Below are 18,313 nucleotides of genomic sequence, written 5' to 3' on the forward strand. Positions count from 1 at the left end.
ACGCAAGAGAGTGCACCCGGTGCGCGGCTTTGACAAGAGTCAAGCGCAGATCGAGACATCTCTGCGCGACTTTGCTTGAGTTTGACGCGTTGGCGAGTATGGTCTGCCGCATGCTCGCTGACCGAAGACATCAGCTGATCCTGCGCGCCCTGCGCGCGGACGGGCCCACCACCGTGGCCGCCCTGGCCGAGAAGGTCGGGGCGAGCCAGGCCACGATCCGGCGCGATCTCGCGCAACTGGAGGACGAGGGACTGCTCAAGCGGGTCTACGGCGGTGCCGCCCCGGTCATGGGTGAGGACGATCCGTTCGCCGACGTGGCCGGCGTCCGGGTCGAGGCGAAGGACGCCCTGGCCGCCTGGTGCGCGGACCTCGTCCGGGACGGCGAGACCGTGCTGCTCGACATCGGCACCACGGCCCACCGGGTGGCCCGCCATCTGCACGGGCGGTCCCTGACCGTGATCACCAGCAACCTGGCCGTCTACGAGGAACTCCAGGACGACAAGGCCGTTCAGCTGATCCTTCTGGGCGGCGTGGTCCGACGCGACTACCGGTCCCTGGTCGGCTTCCTCACCGAGGACAACCTGCGCCAGGTCCACGCCGACCGGCTCTTCCTCGGCACCAGCGGAGTCCGCCCGGACGGACAGGTGCTGGACACCACCGCCGTCGAGGTGCCCGTCAAGAGAGCCATGATCGCCGCCAGCGCCCAGGTGGTCCTGGTGGCGGACGCGGGCAAGTTCCCCGGCACCGGAATGGCCCGGGTGTGCGGCCCGGAGGATCTCGACATGGTGGTGACCAACGCGCCCGGGGACGAGAAGAGCTGCAATCGGCTGCGCGAGGCGGGAGTCGAGGTGGTCGAGGTAGGAGACTGACGATCCCGGGCGGCCGGGGCTTCCGGGGCCCGCCGGCCTACCGGGCGGAGGAGGGTGCTGCGACGCACCACCGAGCGCGTCGACTCGAAATCGCCTCGAACACCAACTCCTCTTTTTCGCAAGGACGTTGCGATAGTCTCGCGCTGAACGACATCAGTCGCGCACATCGCACATGTCACGCGAGAGACCGGAATCCCCATGTCTGACCCCCATCACAGCCGGTCCCACGCGCTCGCCTACGCGGCGGCAGGCATGGAACCGCCGCCCCCGGCACCGCTGCGGAAGAGCGACCCCGTGCGGGTCGGCCCGTATGTGCTCGTGTCGGTGCTCGGCAGTGGCGGGATGGGCCGGGTCTATCTCGGCCGGAACACAGAGGGCGGGCCGGGGCCGGCCGCAGTCAAGGTGATCCGGCCCGAGTACGCGGAGGACCCGCGGTTCCGGAAACGCTTCGCGCGGGAGGTCGACGCGCTGGGCAGCGTCCAGGGAGCACACACCGTACGGCTGATGGGCAGCGGCAGCGACGACGAGCTGCTGTGGGTGGCCACCGAGTACATACCGGGGCCCACGCTCGAGGACGCCGTCGAGCGGCGTGGGCCGCTGGACGCGGCGGCGGCCTGGCGGCTGATGGCCGACCTGGGCCGGGCGATCGAGGCCATGTGGCGGGCGGGGATCGTGCATCGCGACCTCAAGCCGTCCAATGTGATCCTGGCGGCCGACGGCGCCCGGGTCATCGACTTCGGCATCGTCCAGGCCGCCGACGGCACCTCCATCACCACGACCGGCCAGAACGTGGGCACGATCGCCTTCATGTCCCCGGAGCAGGTACGGGGCCAGGAGGTGACCGCCGCGTCCGATGTCTTCACCCTGGCCTCCACGCTGACGTACGCGGTCGCGGGCGAGGCTCCCTTCGGCGAGGGGACCGGCGTCGACGTGCTGCACCGGGTCGCCTTCGACCCGCCGCGCGAGGACATCCTCGACAAGGTGGCGGCCGTCGACGCCGAGCTGGCCTCGTTCGTTCGCCTGTGTCTGGACAAGGACGCCGAGCTGAGACCGGCACCGGACGTGGTGTTCAGGACCGCCATCGGACACCAGCTGTCGGCGCCCGCCGCCGACCCGCGCCGGTCCATGTCGTTACCCGCGGCCAACGCGTTCCCCGCCCTTGGCGCGCAGCCCGCTTCCGCCGCGCGAGCCGGTACCGCCCCGGTCGGTGCGCCCTCCCCCGGCGATCCGCCCTCGGCGCAGCACCTTGAACCGCCCGCCGCCGTACCCGCCACGACCGCTGCGCGCGGCCGTCGGCGCAGGAACATCGTGCCCGCCGCGGCCGTGGCCGCGCTGGTCACCGGCGGCCTCACCGTGGCGCTGCTGTACCCGGACGACGCCCCCGCGACGGCCGAACCGGCGCCGGCGGCCACGCCGGCCGTGACCGATCCCTCGGCGTCGAAGCCCAGTGCCTCGTCGAAGGTGACGTCCCCCACCCCCACGGCCTCCAGGGCCGACGGCGCACCGACCATGCCTCCCGGGACTACGGCCACCCAGGATGCCGGGACGCTGGACCTCCGGGCCGCCGAGTGCCTCGCGGAGATCGTCTCGGGCTCCAGCGGGAAATGCGTCGCCGCCCTTCAGCGCCTCCTCGCGGGCTACGGCCTGGACGTCGCGACGGACGGTCGTTTCGAGGCGCGGACCCTCGCCGCGGTCAAAGCCTTCCAGACCGAGGCCGGCCTCACCGCCGACGGGAAGGTCGACAAGAAGACCAGGGCACTTCTGTACAGCAGACCCGGCGGCGCCGTCCGCACCGGCACGGTCACGGTGACCGAGTCCGTGAACACCGTCGACGTGGCGAGGTGCCTCGACGCCGACACCGGCACCGCGAACAGCGAGGACCAGACGGTCCAGGTGTGGGAGTGCACGGGCGCGTCCCAGCAGCAGTGGGCGCTGTACCCGGTGCCGGGCCAGGCCTCGCAGTACATCGTCGTCAACCAGGGCAATCGCCGCTGCCTGGACGCCGACGCCGCCGGTGCCGGCCACAACGGCCACGGGATCCACAGCACCCGGTGCAACGGGCTGGCCGCGCAGCGGTGGCGGCTGGGTACCTCCGCCGTGTCCGGTGTCCGGACCCTGGTCAGCGTTCCGGACGGCTTCTGTCTGGACGCGGAGGCCGCCGGATCCGGCCAGGACGGTCAGCGGGTCCAGGCGTGGAGCTGCGCGGGCAGCACCAACCAGGCGTGGAAATGGGGCTGACGGCACGGAGCGGTCACCTCGGGCACTTCGCCGTCAGCGACCTCACCAGGGGCACCTTCCAGTACGCGGGCACGCCGGACTCGTATCCGGTTCCCGACACACCCGGCGAGTTCGCACGGTGAGCGCGGCACCATCCCGTACGGCCCCCTGGGCACCTCGAAGCACTACTCGTGACGTCCAGGCAAGCCAGTGGGACGATCGTCGACCACGGGGTTCCGGTGAAGGTGACCGGGCTGTCGTGGGGGGATCACCCGTGGGGTGACAACGATTTCACGATCGGCGCCGGGTGGGACTGGTTCAGCGTCCACCTCACCGACGGCAGGCAGTACATGCTGTATTTCGTGCGCGACACGTCCGGGGAGATCGTCGAGACCATCGGAACCCATCCACCCGAGCGGCCGGACCCCGAACCTGTGCCCCTCGAGACTGAGCACGACCGACACCGCCTCATGGACCAGTCCGACAACGGGGATCACCTACGGCTCCGGGTGGCAGGTGACCGTGCCCGGCGGCCGCTTGACCGTCACACCTGACCTGGTCGACCAGGAGCTGAATCTGCTGTCCCCCGTGGGCGCCGTCCACTGGGAGGGATCGGTCAGCGTGCGCGGTGAGATCGCCGGCTCACCCGTGACCGGCATCGGCTACACCGAGATCCACCCGCCGCGGCCGACCTGACCGGAACCCGTCCCGGCCGGGAGAGCGGGCCATGCCTCTCCCGGCCGTCCGGTGGAGCTCCGCCGGGTGCGCCCCGAGCGGGGCCCTATCAGCCCGCTTCCGTCAGGGCCGTCCGCGCGGCGGCGAGGATCTCCTCGGAGAGGGGCGAGTCCTTGGTGGCCCGGGCCAGGACGAGTGCGCCGAGCATCGTGCACAGTCGGGCGATGCCGTCCTCGTCATCGGTGGCGAGCCACTCGGCGAAATCGCCCACTCCCTCGGTGTAGACGCGATGCGCCCCGTCGGCGCCGGGTTCACGGGCCATGTCGTGCGCGAGCGCGGCGGTGGGACAGCCCTCCGCCGGGTTGTCGCGGTGCTCGACGGACAGATAGGCGTCGATCAGCGCCCGCTGGGCGGCGGCGCGCTGTCCGGTGCCCTGCTCGAGGGCGGCCGCGCGGCGCTGGGCCAGTTCACCGAAGGCATGGGCGGTGGCTTCGTCGATGAGCGCGTCCTTGGACGCGAACTGCTTGTAGAAGCCGCCGTGGGTCAGCCCGGACGCCTTCATCAGGTCGGCGACGCTGATGTGCGTGCCCTGCTCGCGGAACAGCCGGGAGGCGGTTCGCACGACCCGCTCACGGTTCTCCCGCGCCTGCGCCTGTGACACACGACCCATCGACGCTCCTCAGTTGAATGTCGGTTGCAATCTATTCTATGCTCAGTTTAGATTGCGAACGTAATCTAACAGCGGCCCCCTCGCCCGGGGTCCACAGCACTGGGAGCGGACATGGAACTCAAGGACGCCGTCGTAGTGGTCACCGGCGCCAACCGCGGACTGGGACGCGAGCTGGCCACCCAGCTCCTGGAGCGTGGCGCGAAGGTGTACGCGGCAGCGCGCCGCCCGGAGACCGTCGACCTGGCCGGCGCGACCCCGCTCCGCCTGGACGTCACGGACGAGGAGTCCATCCTGTCCGCGGCCCGCGTGGCCTCCGACGCGACGCTGCTGGTGAACAACGCGGGCATCTCCACCGGCACACCTCTCATCGCCGGCGGCCTGGACGCGGTGCGACTGGAGATGGCGACGAACTTCTTCGGGCCGCTCGCCGTGACCCGCGCCTTCGCCCCGGTCATCGAGCGCAACGGCGGCGGCGCCGTGCTCAACGTCCTGTCCGTGCTCTCCTGGCTGCACCCGGCCGGCCTCGGCTCCTACGCGGCAGCCAAGGCGGCCGCATGGGCGCTGACCAACGCGAGCCGGGAGGAGCTGGCGCCCCGCGGCATCACCGTGTCCGCCCTGCACGTCGGCTACATGGACACCGACATGGCCGCCGCCGTGCCCGCCGACCAGAAGGCCGCCCCCGCCGATGTCGCCGCCCAGGCGCTCATCGGCCTCGAGAAGGGCCTGCCCGAGATCCTCGCCGACGAGACCACGCGGTACGTCAAGCAGGGACTGGCCGCGGCGCCGAGCGCGGCATGAGGCAGTCTCGCCGGACGGCCCGGTCCCGCACGGAGCCGGGTCAGTCCTGAGGGCGAGGCACCGGGAAGAGCAGGCAGCTGCTGGTGGCGTGGGCGAGGAGACGGTCCGTCGCGTCGAACAACTGCGCCTGGGCGAGGGCGGTTCGACGGCCGCCGCTGACCACCGTGCCGACGGCACGGACGGTGCCCGTGTCAGCGGTGATCCGCCGCAGGAACTTCACCGTCAGGTCGAGCGAGGTGTAGGCCATGCCCTGCGGAAGGGTGGACTGGACGGCGCACCCCGCCGCCGAGTCGAGCAGGGTGGCGAAGATGCCGCCGTGGACACTGCCGATCGGGTTGTAGTGCTCCTCGCCGGGCGTCAGGGAGAACACGGCCCTGCCGGGCGCCACCTCGTCCAGGGTGAAGTCGAGGGCGTAGCTGACGGGCGGTGCCGGCAGCCGTCCCGCCTGAAGCTCGCGCAGGAAGTCGAGACCGCCCATGCGTCCGGCGGCGTCCGCCAGGATCGCCGGATCTTCCCACTGATACGTACGTGTTCGTCCCACAGCCGAGCGCCTCCATCTGGCTTTTTCAAGTGAAGCTAGCCTCCCCCTCGCCTGACTGTCAATGACGAAGCCAGGGCTCTACGATGGCGGGATGGAGTGGCTTGAGGCGAGCACGGAGAACTGCCCCGTCCAGCGCACGCTCGACGTGGTCGGAGAGAAATGGACGTTGCTGATCCTGCGCGACGCAGTCAACGGAGTCCGCCGCTTCGACGACTTCCACCGCCATATCGGCCTGTCGGAGGCCGTCCTCAGCGACCGCCTCCGGAAGCTGACCGCGGCCGGCATCCTGAGGACCGTCCCCTACCAGGAGCCGGGCAGCCGCCCCCGCAACGAGTACCGCCTCACCCGCAAGGGCTGGGACCTGTGGCCCGTCCTGATGGCACTGAGCCAGTGGGGCGAGGCGTACACCCTCGACTCCGAGGGCCCCGTACTGGACGTGCGCCACACCGACTGCGGCGCTCCGCTCCGCGTCGTCGTCGAGTGCTCCGCGGAGCACTCCGCCCTCGGCCCCGGGGAGGTCACCGCCCGGCCGGGACCGGGCGCCCGACCCCGCTCGTGAGCGTGACGTCGTACGCCTCCGGGTCGAACTCGGCCAGCCGGCGGCGCATCCGGCCCGTCGACCAGGGCCAGCTGAAGCTGTTGCGGCCGTTGCCGTCGAGGTAGTAGCTCGAGCATCCACCCGAGTTGTACACGGTGGGCGGAAGGGCCTGCTGTACCTCGGCGTTGAAGGCGGCCTGGACTTCGGGACGGACGTCCATGCCGGCCCAGCCGGCCGAGCGGAAGTGCCGCACCGCGCCCGCCAGATACTCCAGTTGGGCTTCGAGGACCATGAAGGCCGAGGAGTGCCCGGTGCCGAGATGCGGCCCGAGGAGGATGAACGCGTTGGGAAATCCGCTGACGGTGGTACCCAGATAGGCGTCCGGGCTGCCCTTCCAGTGCTCGCCCAGGCGGACGCCGTCGGCGTCGAACACCCGCTGGGCGATGGGCATGTCCAGGATGTGGAAGCCCGTGCCCAGGATGATCGTGTCGACGTCGGCGCCGGTGCCGTCCGCGCCGACGACCCGGTTGCCCCGGACGGCCTCGACCGCCGTGGCGTGGACGGTGACGTTGGGCCGGGTCAGTGCCGGGTAGTACGTGTTCGACAGCAGCAGCCGTTTGCAGCCGAGCGTGTAGTCGGGTGTCAGCGCCCGGCGCAGCCGTGGGTCCTTCACCGTGGCTTTGAGGTGGAGGGTGCCCACCTTCTGCACCGCCCGCAGGATTGCCGGATGCCGGAACCCGAGGCCCAGGGTCTCCATCGCCGCGTACTCCGCGCTCCGCAGGGCCCGTTGTGCGGCCGGAAAGCGTCGCAGGAGCCGGCGTTCGGCCCCCGGCACATGGTGGTCGGGCTTGGGAAGCACCCACTGCGCGGTCCGCTGGAACAGGTCCAGCCGAGCCACCCGCGACTGGATGGCGGGCACGAACTGCACAGCCGACGCGCCGCTGCCGACGACGGCCACCCGCGCGCCCGCCAGTTCGTGGTCGTGCCGCCAGCGCGAGGAGTGGAAGACCTCACCGGAGAAATCCGCGAGCCCGGGTATCTCGGGAATCAACGGCTCATGCCAGGGCCCTGCGGCCGAGATGAGGAAGCGCGCCGAGTAGCGGTCGCGGCTGGTCTCGACGTGCCAGCGCGCCTCGGCCGCGTGCCATTGCGCGCGGACGACCTCGGTGCCGAAGCGGATGAGCGGGGTGATCCCGTACGCGGCCGCCGTGCGGTGCAGATAGGCGCGGATCTCGGGCTGGGCCGCGAAGGCCCGCGTCCACCCGGGGTTGGGCGCGAAGGAGTAGGAGTACAGGGCGGAGGGGACGTCGCAGGCGCAGCCCGGGTAGGTGTTGTCCCGCCAGGTGCCGCCGAGTTCGTCGGCCTTCTCGATGAGGACGAGGTCGCGCAGACCGGCTTCCCGCAGCTTGACCGCCGCTCCGATGCCGGACAGGCCGCTGCCGATGATCAGCGCCTCCACCTCGTGGGTCTCGCGCGTGACGGTCGCGGTGGTGCCGTCGGTTCGGGACATGTCAGGCTCCTGTACGCGGGCGGGGAGACGGCACGGGCTCTGTCAGGCGATCACGGACCGTCGCCCGCGTCGTGCGGAGAGAGGTCTCCAGCACTGCCGGGCGGCGGCGCGGCTCCATGAAGTTGCCGCCCATCGCGGCCAGGTCGGCGGCCGTGGGCTCGATGCGGATCACGCGGGTACCGGCGGCGCTCAGCGCGGCGCACTCGGCGCTCAGGATGCGGGTCATGACACGGCGCAGTACCGCTTCGGCTCGGCCGAGTCCGCTGCGGCGCCCGGGAGTCAGCGAACTCATCGGCGCCACGACGTACACCTCGTCCAGCCCGCACGGCACCAGCAGGTCGGCCGAGGTCGGGGAGCTGATGCCGCCGTCCGCGTAGCGTCGGCCTCCGATACGCACCGGCGGAAACCAGCCCGGGACCGCCCAGGACGCGCGCAGCGCGTCCCGCAGGGCGACCGGCGGGATGTCGGGATGCCCGAAGGGCGTGCGTCGGCCCGTGTCGAGGTCGGTCGCCACCAGCCAGGTCGCGGGATGTGCCACCCACTTTCCGTCCGGTGCCAGGAAGTCGGCGGCGGCCGCCAGCCAGGTGGCGTCGCCCCGGCCCCGAGGCAACAGGCCGGACAGACCGGTCAGCGCGGGCAGGGCGCCGCCCAGCGCCCGGCGGGCGAGTCGTGGGGATCCGAGGAGGGCCGCCGGTCGTGGCGGTACGCCTCGGGGCGGTGTCGCGAAGTGGCGCGCCAGTTCGGGGCGGGAGTCCTCGCTCCCGAGCTGTGCGGCCAGCAGATCCCGCACACCGATGCCGCTCCCCAGCATGGCGGCCACCTCGGCCCCTGCCGAGGTGCCCACCAGGATGTCCGCGTCGCGCGGATCCCAGCGCAGGGCCTCCTGGAGCGAGTGCAGGGCGCCGATCGTCCAGGCCGCGCCGAGCGTTCCGCCGCAGCCCAGCACCAGCCCTCGGGAAGGTGTCGCTCGCCTGTCGGTCGTGGTCAATGCAGTCTCCGCCCCTTTGCGATACCGACGAGATCCGGATACTAGCGGTATCCGAAATCGGCGAACAGGCCCTGCGGGGATAGGATCCGAGAGCCTCTGAACTTCGCGGGACAGCCGCACAGGACGGACAAGGGAACGGAAACATGGCCCGCCTCAGCCGCGCCGAGAGCCAGGAACGCACTCGTGAACGGCTCGTCACCACCGCGCGGGAGCTGTTCCTGCGCAACGGCTACGCCGCCACTTCCCTCACCGACGTCGCGGAAGCGGCCGGTTTCTCCAAGGGAGCCGTCTACTCGAACTTCCGCAACAAGGACTATCTGTGCCTCGCCGCCATCGACGACATCCGCGCCGAGCAGCTGCGGCTGCTGACGGACTCCGTCACCGGCGACGACCGGTTCGACGTCCGCCTCGCGGCCTTCTCCGCCTGGGGCGAAGCGCATATCGGCGACGAGGCGTGGACCACGCTCGAGGTCGAGTTCCTCACGCGCGCCCGTCATGACGACGAGCTACGGCGTGAGATCACGGCGCGCGCCACAGCCGTCCGCGAAGTGCTGGCTCAGCTCCTCGAAGCGCTCGCCGCGGAACTGGGGGCCGGCTTGGCCATGCCCGCCGACCAGGCCGCGATGACCCTGCTCAGTCTGGGCATCGGCCTGGGCATCCAGCGGGTGGCCGACCCGTCGGTCCCCACCGCGGTGCTCACGGACACGCTGCGTCTCGTTCTGAACCTGAAGCCCTGACGCCGCGACGCCCTCACGGGGCGCCGGGCGCCCGGCCTAGCCGGGACTGGTGAAGCGGGACCGCCACAGGTCGCGGAGCAACGCGATCTCGGCCATGTGGTGGATGAACTCGAGATTGGCCGACGTCAGCACACCGATGTACGGGTAGTCGCGGTCGTTGCTGTACGGGTACTGCGAGAACCCGACCGTGTCGAGCTGCTCGTCGGTGATGCCGGCGACGCTGTCCCGCCAGCGATCGATCACCGCCCAGAACCGCTCCAGGGTCAGGGCGGCGGAGGGCGTGAAGTCGACCATCAGCTTCGGGTCCTGCCGCCGTTCACCGAAGGTCCACTCCCATGCGCCCGCGAACTCGAAGTGCAGGTGTCCCAGCCGCCACGCGATCGTCGTGATCGGCGTCGCGTCGGGCTCCGGGGCGCCGGTGTGGGCGAGGATCTGCTCCACCCGCTCGACGCTCACGCTCCAGTCCTCGGCGATCTTGGCGACGGTCATGCCGTCGGCGGCCTGCCGGGCGACCTCGGCGTACTCGTTCGCCGGGATGTCCGCGGCGCCCAGGTCGAGCACCCACTCCCCCGGCCCGAACGCCCTGGGCGTAGCCGCTTCGCTCCGGCGCCGCAGCGACCAGCAACCGGGCACCGGCTCCCACAGATACTCCTCGTCGCCGAGCCCCGTCAGCCGCACTTGGGCCATCTCCCTGGCCTGGTCGAACTGGTCGAGCAGTGGACCCAGACGGTCGGGCCGCGCGCCCTCGGTCTCCATGCGTGGCTCCCCTCGCGGTCGCGCCTCGTAACTCACTGCGCTCAGGCGGAAGTTAACGGCTCACCTCACGGGGCGCCACCGATTTCCCCGCCCCCCGGAACGGCATGTGGTGTAGCCGGCTACACCATGGGTTCGGGAGGCCGGTCCCTCGTGGCGGCGAGCGCGGGACGGGATCGTGGAGGTCAGAGATCGAAAGAACCACACGCCCCCGGCCTGAAGGAAAACTCCCGTGAAGTCGTTCGTCGCCACCGTGAAGTCGTTCGTCGCCAACCTGCTGCTCTGGTCGTTCTTCGTGGGCGGCCTCGTGGCGAGCACCGCCTCCGGTGCCGTTCTCGACGGCACGGAGAAGAACGTGGCCACCTACGCCGGTATCGCCCTCTCGTTGCTGGCGGGCTCGCGCATCGCGAAGAAGCCGAAGATCAAGGCGTTCCTGTCGAAGTCGTCCACGCTCTGGTTCCTGTTCCTGTTCAACGGCGGGGTGGCCGCGTTCTGCTACCTGACCATGGACGGTGTGAAGGGCGTGGCGACCGCCGCAGCTATGGGGCTGGTGTCGCTGGGCGCGGCCGGCGGCCTCGTCGGCAACCTCCGCAAGCCGACCGCGCACCACCTCAAGCCGACCGCGGACCGGACCGGGGCCTGATCACCGGCGTCATCCTCTTCCGGCGCGACGCGCCCAGGGGCGCGCCTGCTGGTCGAGGGGTTCGATGCCGGGTTCAATACACCGGCGTCACCCACCCACACCGACCTGACGGAAGTGATGTCAGCATGACCGGATCACCCCGACCGACCCTGGTGGTCACCGGAGCCACGGGCCGAATCGGCGGTCGCGTCGCCCGCCGCCTTGCCGCGCGGGGAGTGGCCCAGCGGATGCTGGTCCGCAGCCTCGAGCGGGCGCCGAAACTGCCCGACGCCACACCGGTCCAGGGCGGTTACGGCGACCACGACGCCGTCGTCCGCGGCCTGGACGGCGCGAAGACCGTGTTCATGGTGTCCGCCTCGGAGAGCCCCGACCGGCTCGACCAGCACAAGACCTTCGTGGACGCCGCGGCGGAGGCGGGCGTCGAGCACCTCGTGTACCTCTCCTTCTTCGGTGCCGCGCCCGACGCCACCTTCACCCTCGCCCGCGACCACTTCCACACCGAGGAACACATCCGTGCGCGCGGCCTGTCGTACACGTTCCTGCGCGACAACCTCTACGCGGAGTTCGTCCCCGAAGTGGCCGGTGAGGACGGCGTCATCCGCGGTCCGGCCGGGCACGGACGTGCCGCGTTCGTCTCACAGGACGACGTCGCCGACGCCGCCACCGCCGTGCTGACCCGGCCGGCCGAGCACGCCGACAGCGTGTACGACCTGACCGGGCCCGACTCGCTGACCTTCGCGGAGTGCGCGGTGATCCTGTCCGAGACACAGGGCCGCGCCGTCACCTATCAGCCCGAGACGGTCGAGGAGGCGTACGCCTCCCGTGCCTCCTACGGCGCCCCGGACTGGCAGGTCGACGCCTGGGTGTCGACCTACACGGCCGTCGCCGCCGGTGAGCTCGACGGGGTCAGCGAGGCCGTGCCCCGCCTCACCGGCCACCCCGCCACCCCGCTCGCCGACGTGATCCGCGCGAGCGGGGGCTGAGCCGAAGCGATGCCACTTGTTGTCACTTTTTGACCATCTGAAGTCGTCAAAAGGTGACGTCAACCCTTCCAGGTCGGCCTAGTTTGAACACATCACCCCCGCACAGCCGCCGACAAGGAAGACAGTCATGAGCAACGCCAAGAACACGGTCCTCCAGGCCGCCACCGAACTGTTCGGCGACAAGGACCCCTCCGCCGTGGACCGCTGGGTCGCCGCCGACTACACCCAGCACAGCTCCCTCGCGGCCGACGGTCCGGAGGCGCTGCGCGGGCTGGTCGCCGGCCTCGGCCCCGACTTCCGCTACGAGGGCGCCCGGGTCATCGCCGACGGCGACCTGGTCGCCCTGCACGGCACCTACCACGGCTTCGGCCCCGACCCGCTCGTCGGCTTCGACGTCTTCCGGGTCGCCGACGGCAGGCTCGCCGAGCACTGGGACGCCCTGACCCCGTACGTCAAGGACACCGTCTCGGGCCGCTCCCAGACCGACGGTCCCACCGAGGCCACCGACGCCGACCGGACCGACGCCAACCGCGCCCTGGTGATCGAGTTCGCGGAGAAGGTGCTCGTCGGCGCCGACTACTCGGTCCTGACCGACTACATCTCCACCGAGACGTACCACCAGCACAACACCGAGGCCGCCGACGGGCTGGACGGCTTCGGCGCGGCCGCCGCACGGTGGGCCGAGCAGGGCAAGAACCTCGTCTACACCAAGGTCCACCGGGTCATCGCCGAGGGTGATCTCGTCCTGACGCAGTCCGAGGGCGAGTTCGGGGTGCCGGTCGCCTACTACGACCTCTTCCGCGTCGCCGACGGAAAGATCGTCGAGCACTGGGACGTCATCGCCCCCGTCCCGGCCGAACTCCCCCACGCCAACGGCCTGTTCTGACGGCGGTCCACACCGACTGCCGGCATGGGCGCACCGTCGCGCTCATCCCGGCCCGGGATCCTCGGCGCGGCCGCGGACCACGTTGCGGAAGTCGATCGGGGACTGGCCGACCCGGTGCAGGAAGTACTTGCTGAACTGGGACGGATCGGCGAAGCCGAGCTGATCGGCGACCTGGGCCGCGGTCCGGTCGCTGTGCGCGAGCAGCCGCTTGGCCTCCAGGACGACCCGTCGGTCCACGAACTCCTTGGCGCTGAGCCCGGCAGCGGTCAGCGTGGCCCGGGCGAGTGTGCGCGTGGAGTAGCCGAGCATGCGGGCGTAGTCCTCCACTCGGCGGGTCCGCGTGAAGTGCCGCTCGACCGCGTCCCTGAACCGTAGGTAGTTCTCGTCCGGCTCCGGGGCGGGACCGGCGACCGGGACCGTGAGGTGGGCCAGACGCAGCACGAGGACCGCCAGGAGATGGCGGAGGGCGGCCAGATGGACGTCCAGAGGCAGGTGGCCGAGTGCGCGGAACTCGCGACTCAGGTGCTCCACCGCGAGGTTCAGCGCCTCGGCGTCCTCGGCGACGGGGGTACTGACGACGGGAGCGTGCGGGTCGTCGACGCGGGCCGCGGTCGCGGTGGCCGCGTCGAGGAAGTCCTGCCGGAACAAGATCAGGGTGCCCTCGGCCCTGGTGAGGTCGCCCCACTGCTGCACCTGTCCGGGACGCACCCACAACCAGGAGCCCGGCCGCAGGACATGACCGGCGAAGTCCACCGTGTGCCGGAGGACTCCCGACGTCAGGGCGAGCAGATGGTGGAAGTCGGGGCGCTGCGGCTGGGTGAGGCTGCGCTCCGGTACCCGCCCCCGCAGGTCGGCCAGCGACATGACCTCGACGCCGGCGGGTGTCCCGGCCGGCGCGGCGAACGGGACCTCGGGGATCTCCCGCGAGGAACCCTGTCGGCTTTTGGCCATCATCAGTCGGGAGTGTATCCCGATGACACCTTCAGTTCCTCGTACGTTGGAGTTTACTGCTGGTACAGAGCAACCCGAGTGGCAGAAAAAGACAAGGCCACGAATGTCGACGCGCTGTTCGTCCGCAACAGCTGCTGCGCGACGGACCACGCCTTCACCCCCCAGGGCGACTCCGGCCGTCTCCGGTGCACCGTGCCCCGCACGCCGAAGACCTGGTCCAGCAAGCCGTCCTCGATGCGGTCCTCGCGGCGTACGCCAGTTCGGAGATGCGGCTCAGGCGTCCCGGTACAGGTCCCGGACCTGCGGAAGTTGCTGGAAGCCGGCCGACTTGTAGGTGGCGACCGCGCCCACATTCGAGCTCGCGGTCAGACGAGCGCGCTCGACGAGCCGAGCTCCCGGAGTGCGGTCGCCGCTGCGACGGTGATCGCCATGCCGTAGCCGTGACCGCGATGTTCCCGGTGCACGCCCATCGGCTCGAGCAACCCGGGCCTGCCCCGACCGGCCGACCACACCGTCACCGCCGCCACCGCGTTGCCCTGATCGTCGTACGCGACCAGACACCGGGCGTCGGCGTACGGCGGTCCGGCCACCATCGCGTGCCGGCGCTCGTCCGTGAAGGTCGACCTGTCGAACGATGCGCGCTGTACGGCAGCCCGCGCTTGCGCCTGCTTCGGCCCGGTGACCTCGATCCGCACGCCCGGGTCCTTGACCGGCTGCGTGAGGTCGCGGCGTAGCGGCTTCCACGGCTCGTCGGCCTTCCAGCCGTCCTCGAACGGCGTCGGCGCCCCGACGTACTGCCACTCCCGCGGCACGCCCACAGCCTCGCTCAGCCCGTCGACTCCCGGTGCTTCAGGGGCGAGGCCGGGCGGCGGTGTCGAGGTAGAAGGCGTCGATGCTCTGGACGGCCTGCTCGAATTCATCCAGGTTGACGGGTTTGGTCACGTAGGCGTTGGCGTGGCTGCTGTAGGCGTCGGTCACGTCGCCGGGGGCGGTGGACGTGGTCAGGACGACGACGGGGATCGTCTGGAGGTCTTCATCGGTCTTGAGGACCTTCAGCAGCTCGCGGCCGTTCATGCGCGGCATGTTCAGGTCGAGGACGATGAGGTCCGGCCGCGGGTTGCCCGGGGTGCGCAGGTGTTCCAGAGCGGCGACTCCGTCGGTGACCTGGACCAGGTTGCGCGCTCCACGCTCGGAGAGGGCTTCCTCGATGAGCATCGCGTCGGCGACGTCGTCCTCGACGAGCAGGACGTCGAAGGGGCGGGCAGGGGTGGTCATCATCGGATGCTCCGTGGGTGTCTCGTCAGAGTGGTGAAAGAGCCCCGGCCAGCGGCGCCGGGCGCCTTGGCGGGTCAGGCCGCAGGCGGCGCCGAGCTGCGGGTAGCCCGCTCCCGCGCGGGCGGCAGCCACGGCTGCTTCCCGCTGGAGCCGTTCGGCGGCCTGCTGGAGTTGATTCAGCAGATGGAGCAGGGCCAGGGCCTGTGCCGGGTCGTCCGGTGCCGGGTGCGGGGGGCCTTCCAGCAGCCGGTGGGCGAGGCGCTGGGCAAGGTTGCCGACCGCGGCGTCCGCGATGACGGCCGTCTCCTGCGAGGTGGTCCGCAGATCGAAGTTCTTGCCTGGCATGCCTGGCACTCTATGGTCCGGGAGCAGTTCGCGACAACAAGCGTTGTCGCCGTCTAGAGTGTGCTGACCGTTGCCTTCGGGCAAATGTTCGCAGCGAGGAGTCCACAGAATGACCGGCAGTGAGAGACCGCCGCGTACGTGGTGGCTTTCCACGTGGACGACCCGGCGGTGGCTCCAGGTGGGGGCGGCCGTGTCCTTGGCGGTGCTGGCTCTCCTCGGTGTCACAGGAGCGTGGGTCCTGGCACGTACCGAGTCGATCAGCAGGGACCTCGTGGACGTGCGGTCTCCCGCGCTGACCACCGCGATCCGGCTGGAGTCGGCCCTTCTCGACCAGGAGACCGGAATCCGCGGCTACGGGATCACCGGCACGGTGGACTTCATCACCCCCTATCAGGAGGGCCTCGCCGAGCAGAAGACGAGCATCGCGCAACTCACCGAGCTGCTCGCCGACGACCGGGCCGGCCTGGACGACCTGAAGACCGTGCAGGACGCGGTGGACAAGTGGCAGGAGAGGATCGCGCGGCCGATCGCCGCCGCGCCGACCGGCTCGCCCTCACCACTGGCCACCGAACGGGCGGCGGAGGGCAAGAAGGCCTTCGACGATGTACGTGCCGCGCTGACCGCGCAGCAGGAACGGCTGCGCGCGGACCGTGTCCGGGCGAGGGACGACCTGATGGCCACGATGGCCCTGCGGAACGTGGTGTTCGGCGCCGCCGCGATACTCATCGTCGTCCTCACCGCTTTCGTCTTCGAAGGACTGCGCCGCGGCATCACCCGGCCGCTGGACCAGCTCGGCGCGGACGCCCGCACCATCGCCGACGGCGACTTCGACCACCCCATCTCCCCGACCGGCCCCGCCGACCTGCGTCGCCTCAGCGGTGAGATCGAGTTCATGCGCCGCCGTCTCGTACGGGAACTGGCCTTCAGCGAAGAGGCCCGTCAGCGTCTCGACGCGCAGGCCGCGGACCTTCAGCGCTCCAACGCGGAGTTGGAGCAGTTCGCGTATGTCGCCTCCCACGACCTCCAGGAGCCGCTGCGCAAGGTCTCCAGCTTCACCCAGCTCCTCCAGCGGCGCTACGGAGGGCAACTCGACACCCGGGCCGACCAGTACATCGCCTTCGCGGTCGACGGGGCGAACCGCATGCAGGTCCTCATCAACGACCTGCTCGACTTCTCCCGGGTCGGACGGATGCACAACACCCACCAGAGCGTCGACCTGGACAAGGTGATGGAGCGGACCCTGTCCGCGCTGAGCGTCGGCATCGAAGAGGCCGGAGCGACGGTCACCCACGATCCGCTGCCGACCCTGGTCGCCGACCCCACCCAGATGGGCATGCTCTGGCAGAACCTGATCGGCAATGCCGTCAAGTTCCGCCGCCCCGGCGAAGCTCCGGAGATCCATGTCACGGCGGCCCGGGAAGACGAACTGTGGCGGTTCACCGTCACCGACAACGGCATCGGCATCGCACCGGAGTACGCCGACAAGGTCTTCGTGATCTTCCAACGGCTGCACACCAAGGACGCCTACTCCGGCAGCGGCATCGGCCTCGCGATGTGCAAGAAGATCGTCGAATTCCACGGCGGCACCATCGGCGTCGACACCGACCACCAGGACGGCACCCGCATCGCCTTCACCCTGGCATCCGAGCCGCCCGCGAGCCCCGGCCCGTCCACCCTGCCGGAGGCCGACCGCTCCGGCACCGAGCAGACACGATGACCACAGCGATGACAGCCGGCCCCGATGCGGCGTCCGAAGAGCCGATGTACCGCATCCTTCTGATCGAGGACGACAAGGGCGACGCCCTGCTCGTCGAGGAGCTCCTGTACGACACGGGGCTGCGGTTCGAGCTGAGGACCCGCACCACGCTGGCCGAGGCCCGCACCGAACTGGCCGACGCCCCGATCGACTGCGTCCTCCTCGACCTGCACCTGCCCGACGTATCGGGCATCGACGCGGTCGCCGCCGTGCGGGGCCTGGCCCCGCACACCGCGGTCATCGTCCTGACCGGGCTGGCCGAGGCCCAGGCGGGCCCCGACGCCATGGCCGCCGGGGCTCAGGACTACCTCGTCAAGGGCAAGGTCGAAGCGGACCTGCTGCACCGGACGGTGCGCTACGCCGTCTACCGAAGCCAGACCGAGCGCGCGAGCGCCGAAGCCCAGGCCACCCGGCTGCGGGCGGAGGAGAACGCCCGCCTGGAACGCGGTCTGCTGCCCCAGCCGATGCTCGACACCTCCACCGTGCGAGTGACCTCCCGCTACCTGCCCGGCGCCGCGATGGCCCTGCTCGGCGGGGACTTCCTCGACGTGGTGGAGGGAGACGACGGACTGCTGCACGCCGTCGTCGGCGACGTCAGCGGACACGGCCCCGACGCCGCCGCACTCGGTGTCTGCCTGCGCATCGCCTGGCGTTCCCTCGTGCTCGGCGGACACCGCGGCGAGGACCTGCTGCATCTGATGGAACGCATCCTGATCGCCGAACGCGGCAGCCAGCAGCTGTTCGCCACCTGCACCCTCCTCACCCTCGACCAGGACGCCGCCACCGCCACCCTCCACCTCGCCGGCCATCACGAGCCCCTCCTCACCACGGCCGAGGGAACCCGGGAACTGGCCGCCGCACACGGCATCGCGCTGGGCATCGTTCCCGGGTTGCGCAGCTGGCCCTCCACCGTCGTACCGCTCCCGACCACGGGGGCCGTGACCCTCTACACCGACGGCCTCACCGAAGGGCACAACGGGGCGACGAACGAACGGCTCGGCGTCGAAGGACTGCTCGCGCTGATCGGGAACCTGCCGTCGGCGGACCCGGCCACCCACGTCGACCTGCTCATCAAGGAAACCCACGAGCTGAACGCCGGACGCCACTCCGACGACCTCGCCGTGCTCCGCCTGGACTGGGGCAACCGCCCCACCCACCCGTGAAACCCTCCTGAACGG

The 18,313-nt window shown here is 70.7% G+C and carries 18 protein-coding genes and 2 pseudogenes; 12 read left to right on the forward strand and 8 right to left on the reverse strand.

Annotated features, from left to right (window positions below; all coding sequences use genetic code 11):
- Positions 1-110: 110 nt before the first annotated feature.
- From G9272_RS05370 to G9272_RS45110, 4 genes and pseudogenes are all read left to right on the forward strand, one after another.
- Positions 111-869: a DeoR/GlpR family DNA-binding transcription regulator gene (locus G9272_RS05370; protein WP_171395455.1), complete on the forward strand. Its 759-nt coding sequence runs from the start codon at positions 111-113 to the stop codon at positions 867-869.
- 198 nt (positions 870-1,067) lie between these two features.
- Positions 1,068-3,107, forward strand: coding sequence for a protein kinase domain-containing protein (locus G9272_RS05375; RefSeq protein ID WP_253267713.1), 2,040 nt, complete (start codon positions 1,068-1,070; stop codon positions 3,105-3,107).
- A complete protein-coding gene (locus G9272_RS45880; RefSeq protein WP_301272120.1) occupies positions 3,098-3,229 on the forward strand; it encodes a hypothetical protein in 132 nt (43 codons plus the stop codon). Before G9272_RS05375 ends, G9272_RS45880 begins: the two co-directional genes overlap by 10 nt.
- 207 nt (positions 3,230-3,436) lie before the next feature.
- A pseudogene (locus tag G9272_RS45110) lies at positions 3,437-3,782 on the forward strand (lipocalin family protein).
- Between the two features lie 88 nt (positions 3,783-3,870).
- On the opposite strand, the gene G9272_RS05390 reads toward G9272_RS45110, so the two are convergent.
- Entirely contained in the window at positions 3,871-4,431 is a 561-nt protein-coding gene (locus G9272_RS05390) for a TetR/AcrR family transcriptional regulator (protein ID WP_171395457.1), read from the reverse strand.
- A 111-nt stretch (positions 4,432-4,542) separates the two neighbouring features.
- Between G9272_RS05390 and G9272_RS05395 the strand changes: the two genes are divergently transcribed.
- On the forward strand, positions 4,543-5,229 hold the full coding sequence (locus G9272_RS05395; RefSeq protein WP_171395458.1) for an SDR family oxidoreductase: 687 nt from the start codon (positions 4,543-4,545) through the stop codon (positions 5,227-5,229).
- Positions 5,230-5,269: 40 nt separating this feature from the next.
- Here G9272_RS05395 and G9272_RS05400 read toward each other — a convergent pair whose 3' ends face one another.
- A complete protein-coding gene (locus tag G9272_RS05400) occupies positions 5,270-5,770 on the reverse strand; it encodes a PaaI family thioesterase (protein WP_171395459.1) in 501 nt (166 codons plus the stop codon).
- Positions 5,771-5,861: 91 nt separating this feature from the next.
- On the opposite strand from G9272_RS05400, the gene G9272_RS05405 reads away from it, so the two are divergent.
- Positions 5,862-6,329: a winged helix-turn-helix transcriptional regulator gene (locus tag G9272_RS05405; protein WP_171395460.1), complete on the forward strand. Its 468-nt coding sequence runs from the start codon at positions 5,862-5,864 to the stop codon at positions 6,327-6,329.
- Here G9272_RS05405 and G9272_RS05410 read toward each other — a convergent pair.
- Positions 6,289-7,818, reverse strand: coding sequence for a flavin-containing monooxygenase (locus G9272_RS05410; RefSeq protein ID WP_171395461.1), 1,530 nt, complete (start codon positions 7,816-7,818; stop codon positions 6,289-6,291). The genes G9272_RS05405 and G9272_RS05410 overlap by 41 nt on opposite strands.
- A 1-nt stretch (position 7,819) precedes the next feature.
- Positions 7,820-8,806 (reverse strand): patatin-like phospholipase family protein, encoded by a 987-nt coding sequence (locus G9272_RS05415; protein WP_171395462.1) that lies wholly within the window; start codon positions 8,804-8,806, stop codon positions 7,820-7,822.
- Between the two features lie 143 nt (positions 8,807-8,949).
- On the opposite strand from G9272_RS05415, the gene G9272_RS05420 reads away from it, so the two are divergent.
- Positions 8,950-9,543, forward strand: coding sequence for a TetR/AcrR family transcriptional regulator (locus tag G9272_RS05420; RefSeq protein WP_171395463.1), 594 nt, complete (start codon positions 8,950-8,952; stop codon positions 9,541-9,543).
- A 36-nt stretch (positions 9,544-9,579) separates the two neighbouring features.
- Here the strand turns inward: G9272_RS05420 and G9272_RS05425 are convergent, their stop codons facing one another.
- A complete protein-coding gene (locus G9272_RS05425) occupies positions 9,580-10,299 on the reverse strand; it encodes a DinB family protein (RefSeq protein ID WP_171395464.1) in 720 nt (239 codons plus the stop codon).
- 229 nt (positions 10,300-10,528) lie between these two features.
- Here G9272_RS05425 and G9272_RS05430 point away from each other — a divergent pair, with 229 nt between their 5' ends.
- The 3 genes from G9272_RS05430 to G9272_RS05440 all read left to right on the forward strand — a co-directional run bounded on the left by G9272_RS05430 (position 10,529) and on the right by G9272_RS05440 (position 12,808).
- Positions 10,529-10,939 (forward strand): hypothetical protein, encoded by a 411-nt coding sequence (locus G9272_RS05430; RefSeq protein ID WP_171395465.1) that lies wholly within the window; start codon positions 10,529-10,531, stop codon positions 10,937-10,939.
- Positions 10,940-11,064: 125 nt separating this feature from the next.
- Positions 11,065-11,922: an SDR family oxidoreductase gene (locus tag G9272_RS05435; protein ID WP_171395466.1), complete on the forward strand. Its 858-nt coding sequence runs from the start codon at positions 11,065-11,067 to the stop codon at positions 11,920-11,922.
- 127 nt (positions 11,923-12,049) lie between these two features.
- Positions 12,050-12,808 carry a nuclear transport factor 2 family protein gene (locus G9272_RS05440; protein WP_171395467.1) on the forward strand — a complete coding sequence of 253 codons (759 nt, stop codon included), beginning with the start codon at positions 12,050-12,052 and terminating at the stop codon, positions 12,806-12,808.
- A 42-nt stretch (positions 12,809-12,850) separates the two neighbouring features.
- Here the strand turns inward: G9272_RS05440 and G9272_RS05445 are convergent, their stop codons facing one another.
- The 3 genes and pseudogenes from G9272_RS05445 to G9272_RS05455 form a co-directional block, all read right to left on the reverse strand.
- Positions 12,851-13,762, reverse strand: a complete 912-nt coding sequence (locus G9272_RS05445; RefSeq protein ID WP_171395468.1) for a helix-turn-helix domain-containing protein — start codon at positions 13,760-13,762, stop codon at positions 12,851-12,853.
- A 270-nt stretch (positions 13,763-14,032) separates the two neighbouring features.
- Positions 14,033-14,529 (reverse strand): annotated as a pseudogene (locus tag G9272_RS05450) (GNAT family N-acetyltransferase); the annotation flags it as partial.
- Between the two features lie 79 nt (positions 14,530-14,608).
- Positions 14,609-15,379, reverse strand: coding sequence for a response regulator (locus G9272_RS05455; RefSeq protein ID WP_171395469.1), 771 nt, complete (start codon positions 15,377-15,379; stop codon positions 14,609-14,611).
- A 109-nt stretch (positions 15,380-15,488) separates the two neighbouring features.
- Between G9272_RS05455 and G9272_RS05460 the strand changes: the two genes are divergently transcribed.
- Positions 15,489-17,096, forward strand: coding sequence for a sensor histidine kinase (locus G9272_RS05460; protein WP_171395470.1), 1,608 nt, complete (start codon positions 15,489-15,491; stop codon positions 17,094-17,096).
- Positions 17,093-18,298 (forward strand): PP2C family protein-serine/threonine phosphatase, encoded by a 1,206-nt coding sequence (locus G9272_RS05465; protein WP_253267714.1) that lies wholly within the window; start codon positions 17,093-17,095, stop codon positions 18,296-18,298. The genes G9272_RS05460 and G9272_RS05465 overlap by 4 nt, the downstream gene beginning before the upstream one ends.
- Positions 18,299-18,313 lie beyond the last annotated feature (15 nt).

This window comes from Streptomyces asoensis, from assembly GCF_013085465.1.
Taxonomy (GTDB): domain Bacteria; phylum Actinomycetota; class Actinomycetes; order Streptomycetales; family Streptomycetaceae; genus Streptomyces; species Streptomyces cacaoi_A.